The organism is Quatrionicoccus australiensis (assembly GCF_020510525.1).
GTDB lineage: Bacteria > Pseudomonadota > Gammaproteobacteria > Burkholderiales > Rhodocyclaceae > Azonexus > Azonexus australiensis_B.
Genome location: NZ_CP075188.1, coordinates 78,032 through 93,200, shown reverse-complemented (window position 1 = coordinate 93,200; position 15,169 = coordinate 78,032). Strand labels below are relative to the sequence as shown.

At 63.5% G+C, this 15,169-nt stretch carries 16 protein-coding genes; all 16 read left to right on the top strand.

The features are described 5' to 3' along the window. The first annotated feature begins 149 nt into the window (after positions 1-149). Positions 150-1,298, top strand: a complete 1,149-nt coding sequence (gene can, locus KI612_RS00425) for a carbonate dehydratase (protein ID WP_226441856.1) — start codon at positions 150-152, stop codon at positions 1,296-1,298. Positions 1,299-1,328: 30 nt separating this feature from the next. Continuing rightward, on the top strand, positions 1,329-2,519 hold the full coding sequence (locus tag KI612_RS00420; protein ID WP_226441855.1) for an acetyl-CoA C-acyltransferase: 1,191 nt from the start codon (positions 1,329-1,331) through the stop codon (positions 2,517-2,519). A 123-nt stretch (positions 2,520-2,642) separates the two neighbouring features. Next, on the top strand, positions 2,643-3,779 hold the full coding sequence (locus KI612_RS00415) for an acyl-CoA dehydrogenase (protein ID WP_226441854.1): 1,137 nt from the start codon (positions 2,643-2,645) through the stop codon (positions 3,777-3,779). Positions 3,780-3,849: 70 nt separating this feature from the next. Next, on the top strand, positions 3,850-4,470 hold the full coding sequence (locus KI612_RS00410; protein WP_226441853.1) for a 2-hydroxychromene-2-carboxylate isomerase: 621 nt from the start codon (positions 3,850-3,852) through the stop codon (positions 4,468-4,470). Positions 4,471-4,490: 20 nt separating this feature from the next. Then, on the top strand, positions 4,491-5,090 hold the full coding sequence (locus tag KI612_RS00405; RefSeq protein WP_226441852.1) for an LOG family protein: 600 nt from the start codon (positions 4,491-4,493) through the stop codon (positions 5,088-5,090). A gap of 93 nt (positions 5,091-5,183) precedes the next feature. Beyond that, positions 5,184-6,791, top strand: coding sequence for a carboxyl transferase domain-containing protein (locus tag KI612_RS00400; RefSeq protein ID WP_226441851.1), 1,608 nt, complete (start codon positions 5,184-5,186; stop codon positions 6,789-6,791). Positions 6,792-6,794: 3 nt separating this feature from the next. Then, positions 6,795-7,415, top strand: coding sequence for an FMN-binding negative transcriptional regulator (locus KI612_RS00395; RefSeq protein ID WP_226441850.1), 621 nt, complete (start codon positions 6,795-6,797; stop codon positions 7,413-7,415). A 678-nt stretch (positions 7,416-8,093) separates the two neighbouring features. Beyond that, positions 8,094-8,882 carry an enoyl-CoA hydratase/isomerase family protein gene (locus KI612_RS00390; protein WP_226441849.1) on the top strand — a complete coding sequence of 263 codons (789 nt, stop codon included), beginning with the start codon at positions 8,094-8,096 and terminating at the stop codon, positions 8,880-8,882. A gap of 3 nt (positions 8,883-8,885) precedes the next feature. Then, positions 8,886-10,883 (top strand): acetyl/propionyl/methylcrotonyl-CoA carboxylase subunit alpha, encoded by a 1,998-nt coding sequence (locus tag KI612_RS00385; RefSeq protein WP_226441848.1) that lies wholly within the window; start codon positions 8,886-8,888, stop codon positions 10,881-10,883. A gap of 47 nt (positions 10,884-10,930) precedes the next feature. After that, on the top strand, positions 10,931-11,341 hold the full coding sequence (locus KI612_RS00380) for an endonuclease domain-containing protein (RefSeq protein ID WP_226441847.1): 411 nt from the start codon (positions 10,931-10,933) through the stop codon (positions 11,339-11,341). Then, entirely contained in the window at positions 11,338-12,246 is a 909-nt protein-coding gene (locus tag KI612_RS00375; RefSeq protein WP_226441846.1) for a hydroxymethylglutaryl-CoA lyase, read from the top strand. Before KI612_RS00380 ends, KI612_RS00375 begins: the two co-directional genes overlap by 4 nt. Continuing rightward, positions 12,243-13,232: a hypothetical protein gene (locus KI612_RS00370; protein WP_226441845.1), complete on the top strand. Its 990-nt coding sequence runs from the start codon at positions 12,243-12,245 to the stop codon at positions 13,230-13,232. Before KI612_RS00375 ends, KI612_RS00370 begins: the two co-directional genes overlap by 4 nt. Then, positions 13,232-13,435, top strand: coding sequence for a DUF1289 domain-containing protein (locus tag KI612_RS00365; protein ID WP_404818068.1), 204 nt, complete (start codon positions 13,232-13,234; stop codon positions 13,433-13,435). The genes KI612_RS00370 and KI612_RS00365 overlap by 1 nt, the downstream gene beginning before the upstream one ends. After that, positions 13,428-13,604, top strand: coding sequence for a DUF1289 domain-containing protein (locus KI612_RS00360; RefSeq protein ID WP_226441844.1), 177 nt, complete (start codon positions 13,428-13,430; stop codon positions 13,602-13,604). Before KI612_RS00365 ends, KI612_RS00360 begins: the two co-directional genes overlap by 8 nt. Then, complete coding sequence (locus KI612_RS00355) at positions 13,601-14,515, top strand: MBL fold metallo-hydrolase (RefSeq protein ID WP_226441843.1); 915 nt, start codon at positions 13,601-13,603, stop codon at positions 14,513-14,515. Before KI612_RS00360 ends, KI612_RS00355 begins: the two co-directional genes overlap by 4 nt. A gap of 93 nt (positions 14,516-14,608) precedes the next feature. Further along, positions 14,609-15,034 (top strand): DJ-1/PfpI family protein, encoded by a 426-nt coding sequence (locus KI612_RS00350; protein ID WP_319002967.1) that lies wholly within the window; start codon positions 14,609-14,611, stop codon positions 15,032-15,034. The last annotated feature ends 135 nt before the right edge of the window (positions 15,035-15,169 follow it).

Below are 15,169 nucleotides of genomic sequence, written 5' to 3'. Positions count from 1 at the left end.
GATCGGCCGCGAACTGATGGCGGAGACCCGCTGATGATGCGCCGCAGCAAAGGTAGAATGCTGATCAATCACGGGTTTTCCGTGGAAACCATATAACACGCTCCTGCCGATGCTCCGGACAGGAGCATCGCCACATGGAGCTGAACAGCATGCCCGTTACCTTACGCACCCTTACCGCCAGCGACAGCGAAGCCATCGAGCAGGTTCGCCAGTACTTCCGCAACTATGCGGCCTGGCTGGGCGTCGACCTGTCGTACCAGAACTTCGACCAGGAAATGGCCTCCCTGCCCGGCGCCTATGTCGCGCCGCAGGGCCGGCTGTTTTTTGCCGAAGTGAATGGTCAGCCGGCCGGCTGTGTCGGGGTGCGCCCGCTTTCCGACAGCGATGGCGTCTGCGAAATGAAGCGCCTCTATGTCGATCCGGAACAACGCGGCCACGGCATCGGCTCGACACTGGCGCTGGCAGCAATCAAGGCGGCCAAGGAAATCGGCTACCGCAAGCTGATCATCGATACCCTGCCCAATATGCGCATGGCCGTGAAGCTCTACCGCGAACTGGGCTTCACCGAAGCACCGAACTACTACCAGACGCCGGTCGAAGGCACGATGTTCCTGGCACTCGACCTCGACAACTGGTCGGAAGAAGAAATCCGCAACGAAAACCTTTCCCACCTGTTCGACTTCAACCGCGCCTGGGCGCAGCGCATGCAGGAGGTCGATCCGACCTACTTCAACAAGCTGTCCAAGCTGCAGGCCCCGGAGTTCCTGTGGATCGGCTGTTCCGACTCGCGCGTCCCGGCCAACCAGATCGTCGGCCTGCTGCCGGGCGAAGTGTTTGTGCATCGCAACGTCGCCAACCTGGTGCTGCATACCGACATGAACTGCCTGTCGGTGATCCAGTACGCGGTCGATGTGCTGGAGGTAAAGCACATCATGGTCGTGGGCCACTACGGCTGCGGCGGCGTCGGCGCCGCCTTGCGCCGCGACCGCGTCGGCATCGTCGATTTCTGGTTGCACAACGTGCAGGAAGTCCACAACAAGCACCTTGCCCACATCAATGCCCTGCCTGAAGCGCAGCGCCATGATCGCCTGTGCGAACTGAACGTGCTCGAGCAGGTCGTCAATCTGTGCCACACGCCGGTCGTCAAGGATGCCTGGATGCGCCAGCAGAAGCTCACCGTACATGGCTGGCTGTATGGCCTCAAGGACGGCCTGATGCACGACCTCGGCATCACCGTCGATTGTCCCGAAGATTTACCCACCCGCTACGACGCCGCACTAAAGGCGTTGGAAGCATGATTTGATAACAAGCACGCAGGAGAAATCAGCATGAACGACCCGATTGTCATCGTTTCCGCCGTCCGTACCGCCATGGGCGCATTCCAGGGTGGCTTTGCCAGCCTGACCGCCGCCAACCTCGGTGCCGTCGCTATCAAGGCCGCCGTCGAGCGCGCCGGCATCGACGCCAACCTGATCGAGGAAGTGCTGATGGGCTGCGTGCTGCAAGCCGGCCAGGGCCAGGCGCCGGCCCGCCAGGCCGCCCTGCAGGCCGGTCTGCCGCTTTCCGCCGGCTGCGCCACCATCCACAAGGTGTGTGGTTCCGCCATGAAGGCCACGATGCTCGGCCACGACGGCATTCTCGCCGGCTCCTACGGCGCAGCCGTAGTCGGCGGCATGGAGTCGATGACCAATGCCCCCTACCTGCTCGCCAAGGCACGCGGCGGCTATCGCCTCGGCCACGGCCAGATGTTCGACCACATGTTCCTCGATGGTCTGGAAGACTCCTACAGCAAGGAAACCCGCGGCCGCCTGATGGGCACCTTTGCCGAAGAGTGTGCGACCACTTACGGTTTCACCCGCGAAGCACAGGATGAATTCGCCGTCCGCTCGACCACCCGCGCCATCGAAGCCAGCAACAACGGCTCCTTCGCCTGGGAAATCGCCCCGACCACCGTCGCCGGCCGCAAGGGCGATGTCGTCATCGACAAGGACGAAGGCCCGTTTGCGGTCAACGTCGAAAAAATCCCGACTTTGAAGCCGGCTTTCAAGAAGGACGGCACGGTCACCGCTGCCAACTCCTCGTCGATTTCCGACGGCGCCGCCGCCATGATCCTGATGCGCGAATCGCAGGCTGCCAAGCTCGGCCTCAGCCCGGTTGCCCGCATCGTCGCGCACACCACGCATGCCGGCGTCCCGGCGCTGTTCCCTTCGGCTCCGGTCGGCGCGATGCAGAAATTGTTCGCAAAAACCGGATGGACCGCCGAGAGCGTCGATCTCTACGAAATCAACGAAGCCTTCGCCGTCGTCACCATGGCCGCGCTGCACGACCTCAAGCTCGATCCGGCCAAGGTCAACGTCCACGGCGGCGCCTGTGCGCTCGGCCATCCGATCGGTGCCTCCGGCGCGCGTATCGTCGTTTCGCTGCTCGGTGCACTGAAGAAATACGGCAAGAAGCGCGGCGTTGCCTCGCTCTGCATCGGCGGCGGCGAAGCCACGGCCCTCGCGGTGGAAATGCTGTAAGGATCCAGGATTGAGGATCGAGCTGTTAGCGAAAATTTGCGCGCCGCAAGGCGCGGAAACATCCACTCGATCCTCGCCCCTCGATCCTCGATCCTAATAACTCGATCCAAAAGGAGACACCCAATGCTACTGACCCAAGAACAGGAAATGATCCGCGACACCATGCGCAGCTTTGCGCAGGAACGCCTCGCCCCCTTCGCCGCCGAATGGGACCGCAACCACACCTTCCCGGCCCAGGCCCTGAAAGAACTCGGTGAACTCGGCGCGCTCGGCATGGTCGTGCCGGAAGAATGGGACGGTGCCGGCATGGATTACATGTCGCTGGTCCTGACCCTGGAAGAAATCGCCGCCGGCGATGGCGCCACCTCGACCATCGTCTCGGTGCAGAACTCGCTGGCCTGCGGCATCACCCAGAAATACGGTACCGATGCGCAGAAGGAAGAATGGTTGAAGCCGCTCGCCCGCGGCGAAAAGCTCGGCTGCTTCTGCCTGACCGAGCCGCACACCGGCTCCGATGCTGCGGCGATCACCACCCGCGCCGACAAGGATGACGACTTCTTCGTCCTCAATGGCGTCAAGCAGTTCATCACCACCGGCAAGCACGCCCAGATGGCCATCGTCTTCGCGGTCACCGACAAGGCCGCCGGCAAGAAGGGCATTTCCTGCTTCCTGATTCCGACCGCGACGCCGGGTTTCATCGTCGGCCGCACCGAAGACAAGATGGGCCAGCACGCTTCCGACACCGTGCAGATCATCCTGGAAAACTGCCGCGTACCAACCTCGGCGCTGCTCGGCAAGGAAGGCGAAGGCTACAAGATCGCCCTCTCCAACCTCGAAGCCGGCCGCATCGGCATTGCCGCGCAGAGCATCGGCATGGCGCGTGCCGCCTTTGAAGCCGCCGTGCGCTACGCCAAGGAACGCGTCACCTTCGGCGTGCCCATCATCGACCACCAGGCGGTCAACTTCAAACTGGCCGACATGAACACCCTGCTCGACGCCGCCCGCCTGATGGTCTGGCGCGCCGCCCAGTTGAAGGATGCCGGCAAGCCCTGCCTGAAGGAAGCCTCGATGGCCAAGATGTTCGCTTCCGAAGCCGCCGAAAAGATCGCCTCCGACGCCATCCAGATCCACGGCGGCGTCGGCTACACCAGCGACTTCCCGGTCGAGCGCATCTACCGCGACGTGCGCATCTGCCAGATCTACGAAGGCGCCAACGATATCCAGCGCCTGGTCATCGGGCGCAGTATCGCCGCCGAATAAGCAGCACCCGGACGGTCGACGGGCAAAAAACAGCAAAAATGCCCGCGACCGTCAGCACGAGGAGACAAACATGACTGCAACTGAGAACAAGGCTCCGCTCGACTTCTGGTTCGATTTTTCCAGCCCCTATGGCTACCTGCTGGCCGAGAAAATCGACGACGTCGCCGCCCGGCACGGGCGCAAGGTCAAATGGCACCCGATCCTGCTCGGGGTCATCTTCCAGGCCACCGGCTCGCGCCCGCCCGCCGACGGCACCAGCAGCAAGGGCAGCTACATGCTGCGCGACTTCCACCGCTCGGCCCGTCACATGGGCATTCCCTACAACCCGCCGAGCCGCTTCCCGCTGCCGACGCAGAATGCCGCCCGCGCCTACTACTGGCTGCACGGCCAGGACTGCGCGCTGGCCCGACAGTTCGCACATGCCGTCTATCGTGCCTTCTTCGTCACCGACCTTGATATTTCATCGCCGGACACCGTGCTGGAAATTGCCGCAAATCTGGGCGTCGACCGTACGGCGCTGGCCGCCGCGCTGCAAAGCCCGGAGATCAAGGCCAGGCTCAAGGACGAATGCACGCAGGCGCTGGCCGCCGGCGTCTTCGGCTCGCCGCACGTGATCATCGACGGCGAACATTTCTTCGGCGCCGACCGCCTGCCGCAAATCGAACACTGGCTGGAAAGCGGCGGCTTTTAACAGTAACAACCGAGAACAACATGCAACGTATCTGTGTCTTCTGTGGCGCCAACCCCGGCTATAACCCGCTCTACCGCAACGAAGCCGAAAAGCTCGGCCGCCTGCTGGCTGCACGCGGCATCGAGCTGGTTTATGGCGGCGGCAATGTCGGGCTGATGGGCGTCGTTGCCGATGCCTGCCTGAGTGCCGGCGGCAGCGTCATCGGCGTTATTCCGCAGGCGCTGATGGGCAAGGAGGTCGATGGCCGTCATGTCGAACACCGCGCCTTGAACCGCCTGGAAGTCGTCGATTCGATGCACACGCGCAAGGCGCGCATGGCCGAACTCGCCGACGGCTTCATCGCCATGCCCGGCGGCTTCGGCACCTTCGAGGAATTCTGCGAAATCCTGACCTGGGGCCAGCTCGGCTTTCACGTCAAACCGATGGGCCTGCTCAACGTGAACGGCTTCTACGATCCGCTGCTGGCGCTGTTCGACCATGCCGTCGGCGAAGGCTTCCTGCGCCCGCAGAACCGCGCCATGGCACTGGCCGACAGCGATGGCGAACGCCTGCTCGCCGCGATGGCGGCATTCCAGCCGGAACCCGTCAGCAACTGGCTGAAGCAGGAAAAACAGTTGTGAAGATTGTGAGGATCGAGTTGCCCAGGAGCTTGAGCTGTTAGCAGAACCACTCAAACCCCTGGGCAACCAGGCAACTAATAACTAGGAAGAGACATGACCATCCTGAAATCCCAACTCAACCCGCGCAGCGCCGACTTCCAGGCCAACGCGGCCGCGATGAGCACGGTTGTCGCCGACCTGCACGAGAAGGTCGAGAAGATCGCCCTCGGCGGCCCGGAAGCAGCACGCCAGAAGCACCTCGCCCGCGGCAAGCTGCTGCCGCGCGAGCGGGTCAGCGCCCTGCTCGATCCCGGCACGCCCTTCCTTGAGATCGGCCAGTTCGCGGCCTACGGCATGTACGGCGGCGACGTACCAGCCGCCTCGGTGATTGCCGGCATCGGCCGCGTTGAGGGCATCGAGTGCATGATCGTTGCCAACGACGCGACGGTGAAAGGCGGCACCTATTACCCGCTGACCGTCAAAAAGCACCTGCGCGCCCAGGAAATCGCCCTGGAAAACCGCCTGCCCTGCATCTACCTGGTCGATTCCGGCGGCGCCTTCCTGCCCATGCAGGACGAGGTCTTCCCGGACAAGGAACATTTCGGCCGCATTTTCTTCAACCAGGCCAATCTGTCGGCCGCCGGCATCCCGCAGATCGCCGCTGTGATGGGTTCATGCACGGCCGGCGGCGCCTATGTACCGGCGATGTGCGACGAGTCGATCATCGTCAAGAATCAGGGCACGATCTTTTTGGGTGGCCCGCCGCTGGTCAAGGCGGCGACCGGTGAAGTCGTTTCGGCCGAAGACCTCGGCGGTGCCGACGTGCATACGCGCATTTCCGGCGTCGTCGATCACCTGGCCGAGAACGACGCGCACGCGCTGGCCATCGCGCGGCGCATCGTCAAGGACCTGAACTGGAAAAAGGCCCCGCCGGTCACGTTGACCGCCCCGAGCGAGCCGCTGTTCAGCCCGGAAGAGCTGTACGGCGTGATTCCGACCGATGCCAAGAAGCCTTTCGACGTGCGCGAAATCATCGCCCGCATCGTCGACGGCTCCGATTTCGACGAATTCAAGGCGCGCTACGGCACGACGCTGGTCTGCGGCTTCGCCCGCATCTTCGGCTACCCGGTCGGCATTGTCGCCAACAACGGCATTTTGTTCAGCGAATCGGCCCTCAAGGGTGCACACTTCATCGAACTCTGCGCCCAGCGCGGCATTCCGCTCGTCTTCCTGCAGAACATCACCGGCTTCATGGTCGGCCGCAAGTACGAAAACGGCGGCATCGCCCGCGATGGCGCCAAGATGGTCACCGCCGTCGCCACGGCCAAGGTGCCGAAATTCACCGTCGTCATCGGCGGCAGCTTCGGTGCTGGCAACTACGGCATGTGCGGCCGCGCCTACTCGCCGCGCTTCCTGTGGATGTGGCCGAACGCCCGCATCTCGGTGATGGGCGGCGAACAGGCGGCCGGCGTGCTCGCCACCGTCAAGCGCGACGGCATCGAAGCGGCCGGCAAGAGCTGGAGCGCCGAAGAGGAAGCCGCCTTCAAGGCGCCGATCCGCGAGCAATACGAGACGCAGGGCCATCCTTACTACGCCTCGGCGCGACTGTGGGACGACGGCATCATCGACCCGGCCGACACCCGCCGCGTGCTCGGCCTTGGCCTTTCCGCCTCGATGAATGCGCCGGCCGAAGAAACGAAATTCGGCATCTTCCGGATGTAGGCGATGTACCTGCCCAAGCACTTCGCAGTCAGCGACCCGGCCCGCCTGCATGACCTGATGCGCGCCTTCCCGCTCGCCACCATCGTCACGCACGGACCCGACGGGCTGGAGGCCAATCATGTGCCGCTGCTGCTCGATACGGAAGCCGGCCCGCACGGCACGCTGCGTGGCCATGTCGCGCGCGCCAATCCGCTGGCGCGCCAGACGGTCGACAGCGAAATTCTGGTGATTTTCCAGGGCGACGAGTGCTACATCAGCCCATCCGGCTACGCGACCAAGGCCGAACACGGCAAGGTCGTGCCGACCTGGAACTACTGCGCCGTGCATGCCTATGGCCGCCTGCAACTGGTCGACGACGCCGACTGGCTTTTGGCGCAATTGACGGCGCTGACCGTTGAGCATGAGGCCGGGTTGGCCAAGCCCTGGGCGGTTGGTGATGCACCGGCTGATTACATCGAGAAGATGCTTGGGGCGATTGTCGGGATCGAGATCGTCATTGAGCGCCTGATCGGCAAGTGGAAGGTCAGCCAGAATCAGCCGGCGGTTAATCAGGCGAGTTTGATTGCGGCGCTGGACGGGCAGCCGATGGCGGGGCTGATTCGGGAGGGGGCTTCTTTTAAATGAGATCTCACTTATTTGGCGTTGGGGTTCCGTTGAATGAGCTTGGGGTTCCGCCTTGCGGGCGGGCGTACTTTCTTTTGCTTCGCCAAAAGAAAGTAGCCAAAGAAAAGGCGACCCCCGGGTCGGCGCCCGCTGCGCGGGTCCCTTGCGCTACTCGAAATCGGCGGGGGCTGCGGAACTCGGCCCTGCGGGCCTCAGACAGTCCTCGCCCTCTTTCCGCCGCTTTCTGCGTTGCTCAGCGCCTCTCAGGGGGACCCCGCAAGGCGTCTCGGAGCAACGGCTCTGCCCTGGAAAAAGGAAAAACCTCATTTTTTAGCGGTCGACCGCTGAAAACAACCCAAAACCATCTCCACTGGTTCGGCGGCGACGCCTTTCGGGTCCCCCTGGGAGGCGCTGAGCAACGCAGGCTGGCCGGGGGTTTCGGCTTGCGTCTGTCTGAGCCGCAGGCGAGTTTAGCAAGCCGCCCGGCTAGCCGAGTAGCGCAAGGGACCGGGCAACGCCCGGCGCCGACCCGGGGGTCGCCTTCTTCTTTGGCTACTTTCTTCTTGGCGAAGCAAGAAGAAAGTACGCCCGCCCGCAAGGCGGAACCCCAACGTAAAACAAGCGCTACACCCACCGTAGTCGAGACCAAGCACACCCCCACCACCTAAACAAAACCCAAACAACAAAACGAGACAAACCATGCCCTTCCAAGCCCTGGAAATCGAACTCACCGGCCCGGTCGCCACGATCTGGATGAACCGGCCCGACCTGCACAACGCCTTCGACGAACTCCTGATTGCCGAACTCACCGCCGCCTGCATCGCCCTCGATGAGGACAAGGACGTCCGCGTCGTCGTCCTCGCCGGACGCGGCAAAAGCTTTTCGGCCGGGGCCGACCTGAACTGGATGAAGCGCGCCGCCAACAACGGGCTCGATGACAATCTCAACGACGCGCGGGCCCTGGCCCGCATGCTGCGCACGCTGGCCGAGATGAAAAAGCCGACCATCGCCCGCGTCCAGGGCGCCGCACTCGGCGGCGGCATGGGCCTGGCGGCCGCCTGCGACATCGCCGTCGCCGCGACAAAGGCGGTGTTTGCCACCTCGGAAGTGAAGTTCGGCATCATCCCCTCGGCCATTTCGCCCTACGTGCTGCGCGCCATCGGCGCCCGTCAGGCGACGCGCTACTTCCAGTCGGCTGAGCGCATCAGCGCCGAACGCGCCCGCGAAATCGGCCTGGTGCATGAATGCGTAGACGTGGAACAACTCGATGCCAAGATCGGGGAAATCGCCGACTCGCTGCTCCAGGGCGGCCCGCTCGCCCAAGCTGCGGCCAAGGACCTGATCCGCGCCGTCGCCGGCCAGCCGGTCAACGAGACCCTGGTCGAGGAAACCGCCCACCGCATCGCCCACCTGCGCGCCACGCCGGAAGCCCGCGAAGGCATCGCCGCCTTCCTTGATAAACGTTCGCCTGCCTGGATAGGGGAATAAGCCATGTTCAACAAGATCCTCATCGCCAACCGCGGAGAAATAGCTTGCCGGGTAATTAAAACCGCCCGCCGCCTCGGCATCCGCACCGTCGCCGTCTATTCCGAGGCCGATGCCAATGCCCGCCATGTCCGCCTCGCCGACGAAGCCGTGCTGCTCGGCCCGGCCGCCGCCCGCGAGTCCTACCTGGTCGCCGAGAAGATCATCGACGCCTGCCGGCGCACCGGCGCCCAGGCGGTCCACCCCGGCTACGGCTTCCTTTCCGAGAATGCTGATTTTGCCGACGCGCTGGCCGCGGCCGGCATCGCCTTCATCGGCCCGCCGGCCTCGGCGATCCGTGCCATGGGCTCGAAGTCCGAAGCCAAGAAGCTGATGGGCAAGGCGAATGTACCGCTGACGCCGGGTTACCACGGCGATGACCAGACGCCAGCACTGCTGCACAAGGAAGCCGACCAGATCGGTTACCCGGTGCTGATCAAGGCAGCGGCCGGCGGCGGCGGCAAGGGCATGCGCCTGGTCGAGCAGTCGGCCGATTTCCCCGATGCGCTGGCCTCCTGCAAGCGCGAGGCGATTTCCAGCTTCGGCAACGACCACGTGCTGATCGAGAAATACATCACCAAGCCGCGCCACATCGAAATCCAGGTCTTCGCCGACAGCCTCGGCAACTGCGTTTACCTGTTCGAGCGCGACTGCTCGGTGCAGCGCCGCCACCAGAAGGTGCTGGAAGAAGCGCCCGCCCCCGGCATGAGCGAGGAACGCCGCCGCGAGATGGGCGAAGCAGCGGTTGCCGCAGCCAGGGCGGTTGCTTACGTCGGCGCCGGCACGGTCGAGTTCATCGCCAACCAGGATGGTTCGTTCTACTTCATGGAAATGAACACCCGCCTGCAGGTCGAACATCCGGTCACCGAGATGATCACCGGCCAGGACCTTGTCGAATGGCAATTGCGCATCGCCAGCGGTCAACCGCTGCCACTCGCGCAAAACCAGCTGCAGATCCGCGGCCACGCGCTGGAAGCGCGCATCTACGCCGAGGATGCGAACAAGGGCTTCCTGCCCTCGACCGGCCGGCTGATCCGCCTGACGCCGCCCGCCGAATCGATCAACGTCCGGGTCGATACCGGCGTCGAGGAAGGCGACGAGATCACGCCCTTCTACGATCCGATGATCGCCAAGCTGATCGTCTGGGATGAAAACCGCGATGCCGCGCTGGCCCGCATGCGCAAGGCCCTGGCCGACTACCGCGTCGCCGGCGTCACCACCAATATCGACTTCCTGTCCCGCCTCGTCGCCTGCCCGGCCTTTGCCGGCGCCGACCTCGACACCGGCCTGATCGAACGCCAGAAGGAATTCCTCTTCCCCGCTGCCCAGGCCGTGCCGCGCGATGCGCTGCTGGTGGCCACAGTCGGTGAACTGCTCTGGGAACAGCATGTCGCCAAACAGGCCGCCAACAGCAGCGGCGACCCGTTCTCGCCCTGGCACGCCCGCGATGGCTGGCGCATGAACCTGAGCTCGGCGCGCACGATCAGCTTCCGCGATGGCGAAACGCTGATCGACGCGCATGTCCGTTATCAGGACGATCACTGGCGGATCACGCTGCATGGTGAAACGACACAGGCGCGTGGCAAGAAACTGGATGGCGACCGTTTTGCCGTCGAGCTCGACGACCGCCGCCTGATCGCCAGCGTCGTTGGCGTGGATGGAAAACGCGCCGTGTTTCTCAATGGAAGCACGTACTCACTTCTGCGTGATGACCCGTTGCACCGCGTCGATGCCGGCGACAGTCACGGTGGCGGCCTGACCGCACCGATGCCGGGCAAGGTCGTCGCCCTGCTCGCCCAGGCCGGCCAGAAGGTGGAAAAAGGCACGCCGCTGCTGATCCTGGAAGCGATGAAAATGGAACACACCATCACCGCCCCCGCCACCGGCACCGTCAAGGCCTTCTGCTATGCGGCCGGCGAACAGGTCAGCGATGGCGCGGCACTGGTCGAATTCGAGACAAACTAAGCCCCTCCCCCTTCAAGGGGGAGGCCGGGTGGGGGATGGGGCAGAGAATGCAAGGACAAGACAACACGTGGTTGCAAGAAAACCGGATTCCTCAGGAACTCCGGAAAGAAGCAACTGACGCCGAGCGCTTTCTCTGGCAATTCCTGCGCGATAAACAGCTTGGCGTGAAGTTTCGCCGCCAACATCCTTTCAGCAACTATGTTCTCGATTTTGTCTGCCTGGAACGAAAGCTGGTCATCGAACTTGATGGGGGGCAACATGCGGAAACAGCTAGTGCAGACAATGAGCGAACGCGCTTCCTTCAAGTAGCAGGCTTTCGGGTGCTTCGTTTTTGGAACAATCAGGTTTTTCAGGAAACGGAAGCAGTCATCGAAAGCATCATGGCCGTACTTGCCACACCCCATCCCCACCCTGGCCCTCCCCTTGAAGGGGAGGGAATACAAGAGGTCCATCCATGAATCTCCCCGGCAAAGTCAAAATCGTCGAAGTCGGCCCGCGCGACGGGCTGCAGAATGAAAAGCAGGTCGTCCCGACCGAAATCAAGATCGAGCTGATCGAGCGTCTCGCCGAGGCCGGGCTGCCGGTCATCGAGGCGACTTCCTTCGTGTCGCCGAAATGGGTGCCGCAGATGGGCGACAACACGGCAGTGATGCAGGGCATCCGCCGCCGGCCCGGTACGGTCTACCCGGTTTTGACGCCTAATTTGCAGGGTTTCGATGCGGCCGTGCAGGCGGGGGCTACGGAAGTCGCCATTTTTGGCGCCGCCTCCGAGAGTTTTTCCCGGAAAAACATCAATTGCTCGATTTCCGAGAGCCTGAAACGCTTTGAACCCATCGTTTCTGCGGCCAGCGCCCTGGAAATCCGCGTCCGCGGCTATGTTTCCTGCGTCGTCGGCTGCCCCTACGAGGGCGACATCGCACCCGAGCAGGCGGCCAGCGTTGCCCGCACCCTGTTCGACATGGGCTGCTACGAAGTGTCGCTGGGCGATACCATCGGCGTCGGCAACCCGGCCAGTGTCAGCCGCATGATCGAGGCCTGTGCGCGCAAAATTCCGGTCGAGCACCTCGCCGGGCACTACCACGACACCTACGGCATGGCGATTGCCAATATTTACGCCTCGCTGCAGCTCGGCATGGCGACTTTCGACAGCTCGCTGGCCGGGCTGGGTGGTTGTCCCTACGCCAAAGGTGCCTCCGGCAATGTCGCAACGGAAGACGTTGTCTATTTATTAAGCAGCCTGGGCATTGAAACCGGCATCAATCTCGCTACACTGGCGGCTGTCGGTGACTGGATTTCCAGCACCATCAATCGCCCGAACGGTGCCAAGGCCGGCCGGGCCATCTGCGCCAAGAATGCCGAGTGAGCTTTTTTTCTGCCGTTGCTGATTTACTGAAGCCGTCTCCCCCGCCCGATGCCAGGCTGCAGGCCGCCCTCGACCACGTCATCGGCATGGTCGATCCCTTGCTGCGCGCCATGCCCAACCTCGAACGCCAGCTTGCCCCCGCCGTCGAGCATGCACTCGGCTATTGCGCCGGGCTGGTTGCGGCACTGCCCGGCCCGATCGACATCGACCGCCGCGCCTTCGGTGCCGACCCGCTGATCCATGCGCTGTTCGCAACGGCGGGGGACATCGACGAGATGCTCGGCCGTTGCCACAAGCTGCAGGATTTTCTCGAGCAGCCGGATTCCTTTGCCGAAGAACATTTTTTCGCCATGCTGGCCGCCCGCCGGCAACAGAAAAAACAGTTCGGCATGGCGCAGCAGGGCGACATCATTCGCAACGACGTGGCGCAGGAAATCCTCTATTTTTCCGACCAGACCCTGGTCGAGCCGGGCAGCGATCCCGAACTGACCCGGGAACGCCTGCGTACCAAGGCGCTGGAAAGCCTGCTCCATTCCTTCAATGCCCACGTCGATGCGCTACGCCGCGAACGGCAGAGCCTGCGCAGCGATGCTTCGGTCGAGCACGCGCAGTTCGCCGCCCAGGGCAAGAGCATGGAGCAGCACCTGGCTGAATCGCACACCCGGCACCTGGCCGAACTCGATTTCCGCCTGCGCCAGAATACCGAGCTGCTGATGCCCGAACATCTCGTCGATTCACTCTGCGACTTCCTGCGCACGCCGGAAACCGCGCTCTTCCTGCGTCCGGTCAACATTACGGTCGACCGGCTGGGAGTCGTGCAAAAGACACCGGGCGACGACATCTCGGCGCAAACGCTCAGTTTTCCGGAACTAATCAGCCGCGACCGGCGTCAGCACATAGCCATGCTCGTCCGGATTCCGCGCCAGGACGCCCTGGCAGCCCTGGAAAAAGTGCGCGACCGGCAACACCGTTACATCCTGATCTGATGCTTGCTTCCCCCTGTATCAACCTCTGCAAGATGGATGCGCAGAGCGGCCTCTGTCTGGGCTGCCACCGCACCATCGACGAAATCACGTGCTGGTCGCGCAGCGACGATGCCGGTCGCGCGCTGATTCTGGCCGCCGTCGCCCGCCGCCGCGAGCAAGCCGGTGCCGCTACCAACCATTGCCCAACGAAATCCCATGGATAACCTGGAAGACCTCTACCCCTGCGTCGGCATCTGCGAGCTCGACCCCGATTCCGGCTACTGCCTGGGCTGCGGCCGGCCACCGCTGGGCGAACCGCAAAGCGATGCGGCCGGCAGTTCGCCGGTAGATACCCCCTCTCCCGCCGACCACGCTCCGGATACGCCGGCATGAAGCCCGGCCTGCCGGACTCGCTGCTCGTCCTCGAGCGCGGCTGGCTGTCGGCCAACAACATCCTGTGTTTTGACGGGCCGGAAGCGACGCTGGTCGACAGCGGCTATGTCACGCATGCGGCGCAGACGGTCGAACTGGTCGGGCAGGCGCTGGCCGGTCGACGCCTGAAAAAACTGATAAATACCCACTCGCACTCCGACCACATCGGCGGCAACGCGGCGCTGCAAGTTGCCCATGGCTGCGAAATCGTCGTGCCGGCCGGCTTGCATGCGGTGATTGCCGACTGGGACGAAAACGCCCTGCTCCTCTCGCCGCTCGGGCAGCAAGGCGGCCGCTTCCAGCACGACAGCCTGCTCGCACCGGGCGACCGGTTCGCCATGGGCGGCCTGAACTGGCAAGCGCTGGCCGTGCCCGGCCACGACATGGAAGCGCTCGCCTACTACAACCCGGAACGGCGCATCCTGATCTCCGGCGATGCGCTCTGGGAAAACGGCTTCGGCGTCATCTTCCCGGAACTGCTCGGCGAGGCCGACGGTATCGCCAGCACGCGGGCGACGCTGGAAATGCTCGCCCGCCTGCCGATCGACATCGTCATTCCCGGCCACGGCAGCCCGTTCGCAACGGTCGACCTCGCTTTCGAGCGCGCTTTCCGCCGCCTCGACAGCTTCGCCGCCAGCATCGACAAACTGGCCTGGCATGCGATCAAGGTCATTACCTCCTTCGCGATGATGGAGAAACGCCGCCTGCGCGAGGCGGATTTTGCCGGCTTCATCCTCGGCCTGCCCTTTGCCGTCGACGTGAACCAACGCTACCTCGACCTGCCGGAAGACCTGCTGTGCGAGCGCCTCGAGCGCGAGCTGCTGCTGGTCGGCGCGCTGCAACTCGAAGACGGCTGGCTAAGCGCCGCCTGAGCTTTGCATGCCGGTAGCAACCGGCTGCTACCCGCTGTCCGGCGATATGCCGAGAATGTCCCTTGCCGCAATATCAATCACAAGGAGACAAACATGGCAGCGCAGAAAATCCTCATGCTCACCGGTGACTACACCGAAGACTACGAAACCATGGTGCCCTTCCAGGCGCTACTGATGGTCGGCCATACGGTCCACGCCGTCTGCCCGGGCAAAAAAGCCGGCCAGCAGGTGCGCACCGCGATCCACGACTTCGAGGGCGACCAGACCTATTCCGAGAAGCCGGGCCACAACTTCACGCTCAATGCCAGCTTCGACGAAATCAGGGTCGAGGACTACGACGCGCTGGTCATTCCCGGTGGCCGCGCCCCGGAATACCTGCGCCTCAACCCGCAGGTGATCGCCGCCGTGCAGCATTTTGCCAATACCAACAAGCCGATTGCCGCAATCTGCCACGGCGCCCAACTGCTCGCGGCGGCCAGGGTGCTGGCTGGACGCGCGTGCAGCGCCTACCTTTTGTGATTGCCAGCGCCAAGCCCTGTGCCGCTTGTTGCGAGGCAAACGGGACTAACCTGAAACAACAAAAATATCAAACATCAGCAATCTGCGCCAAAACTTGCCAAATAAGTATAATAAAATCCTAATCCACAAAGGGGT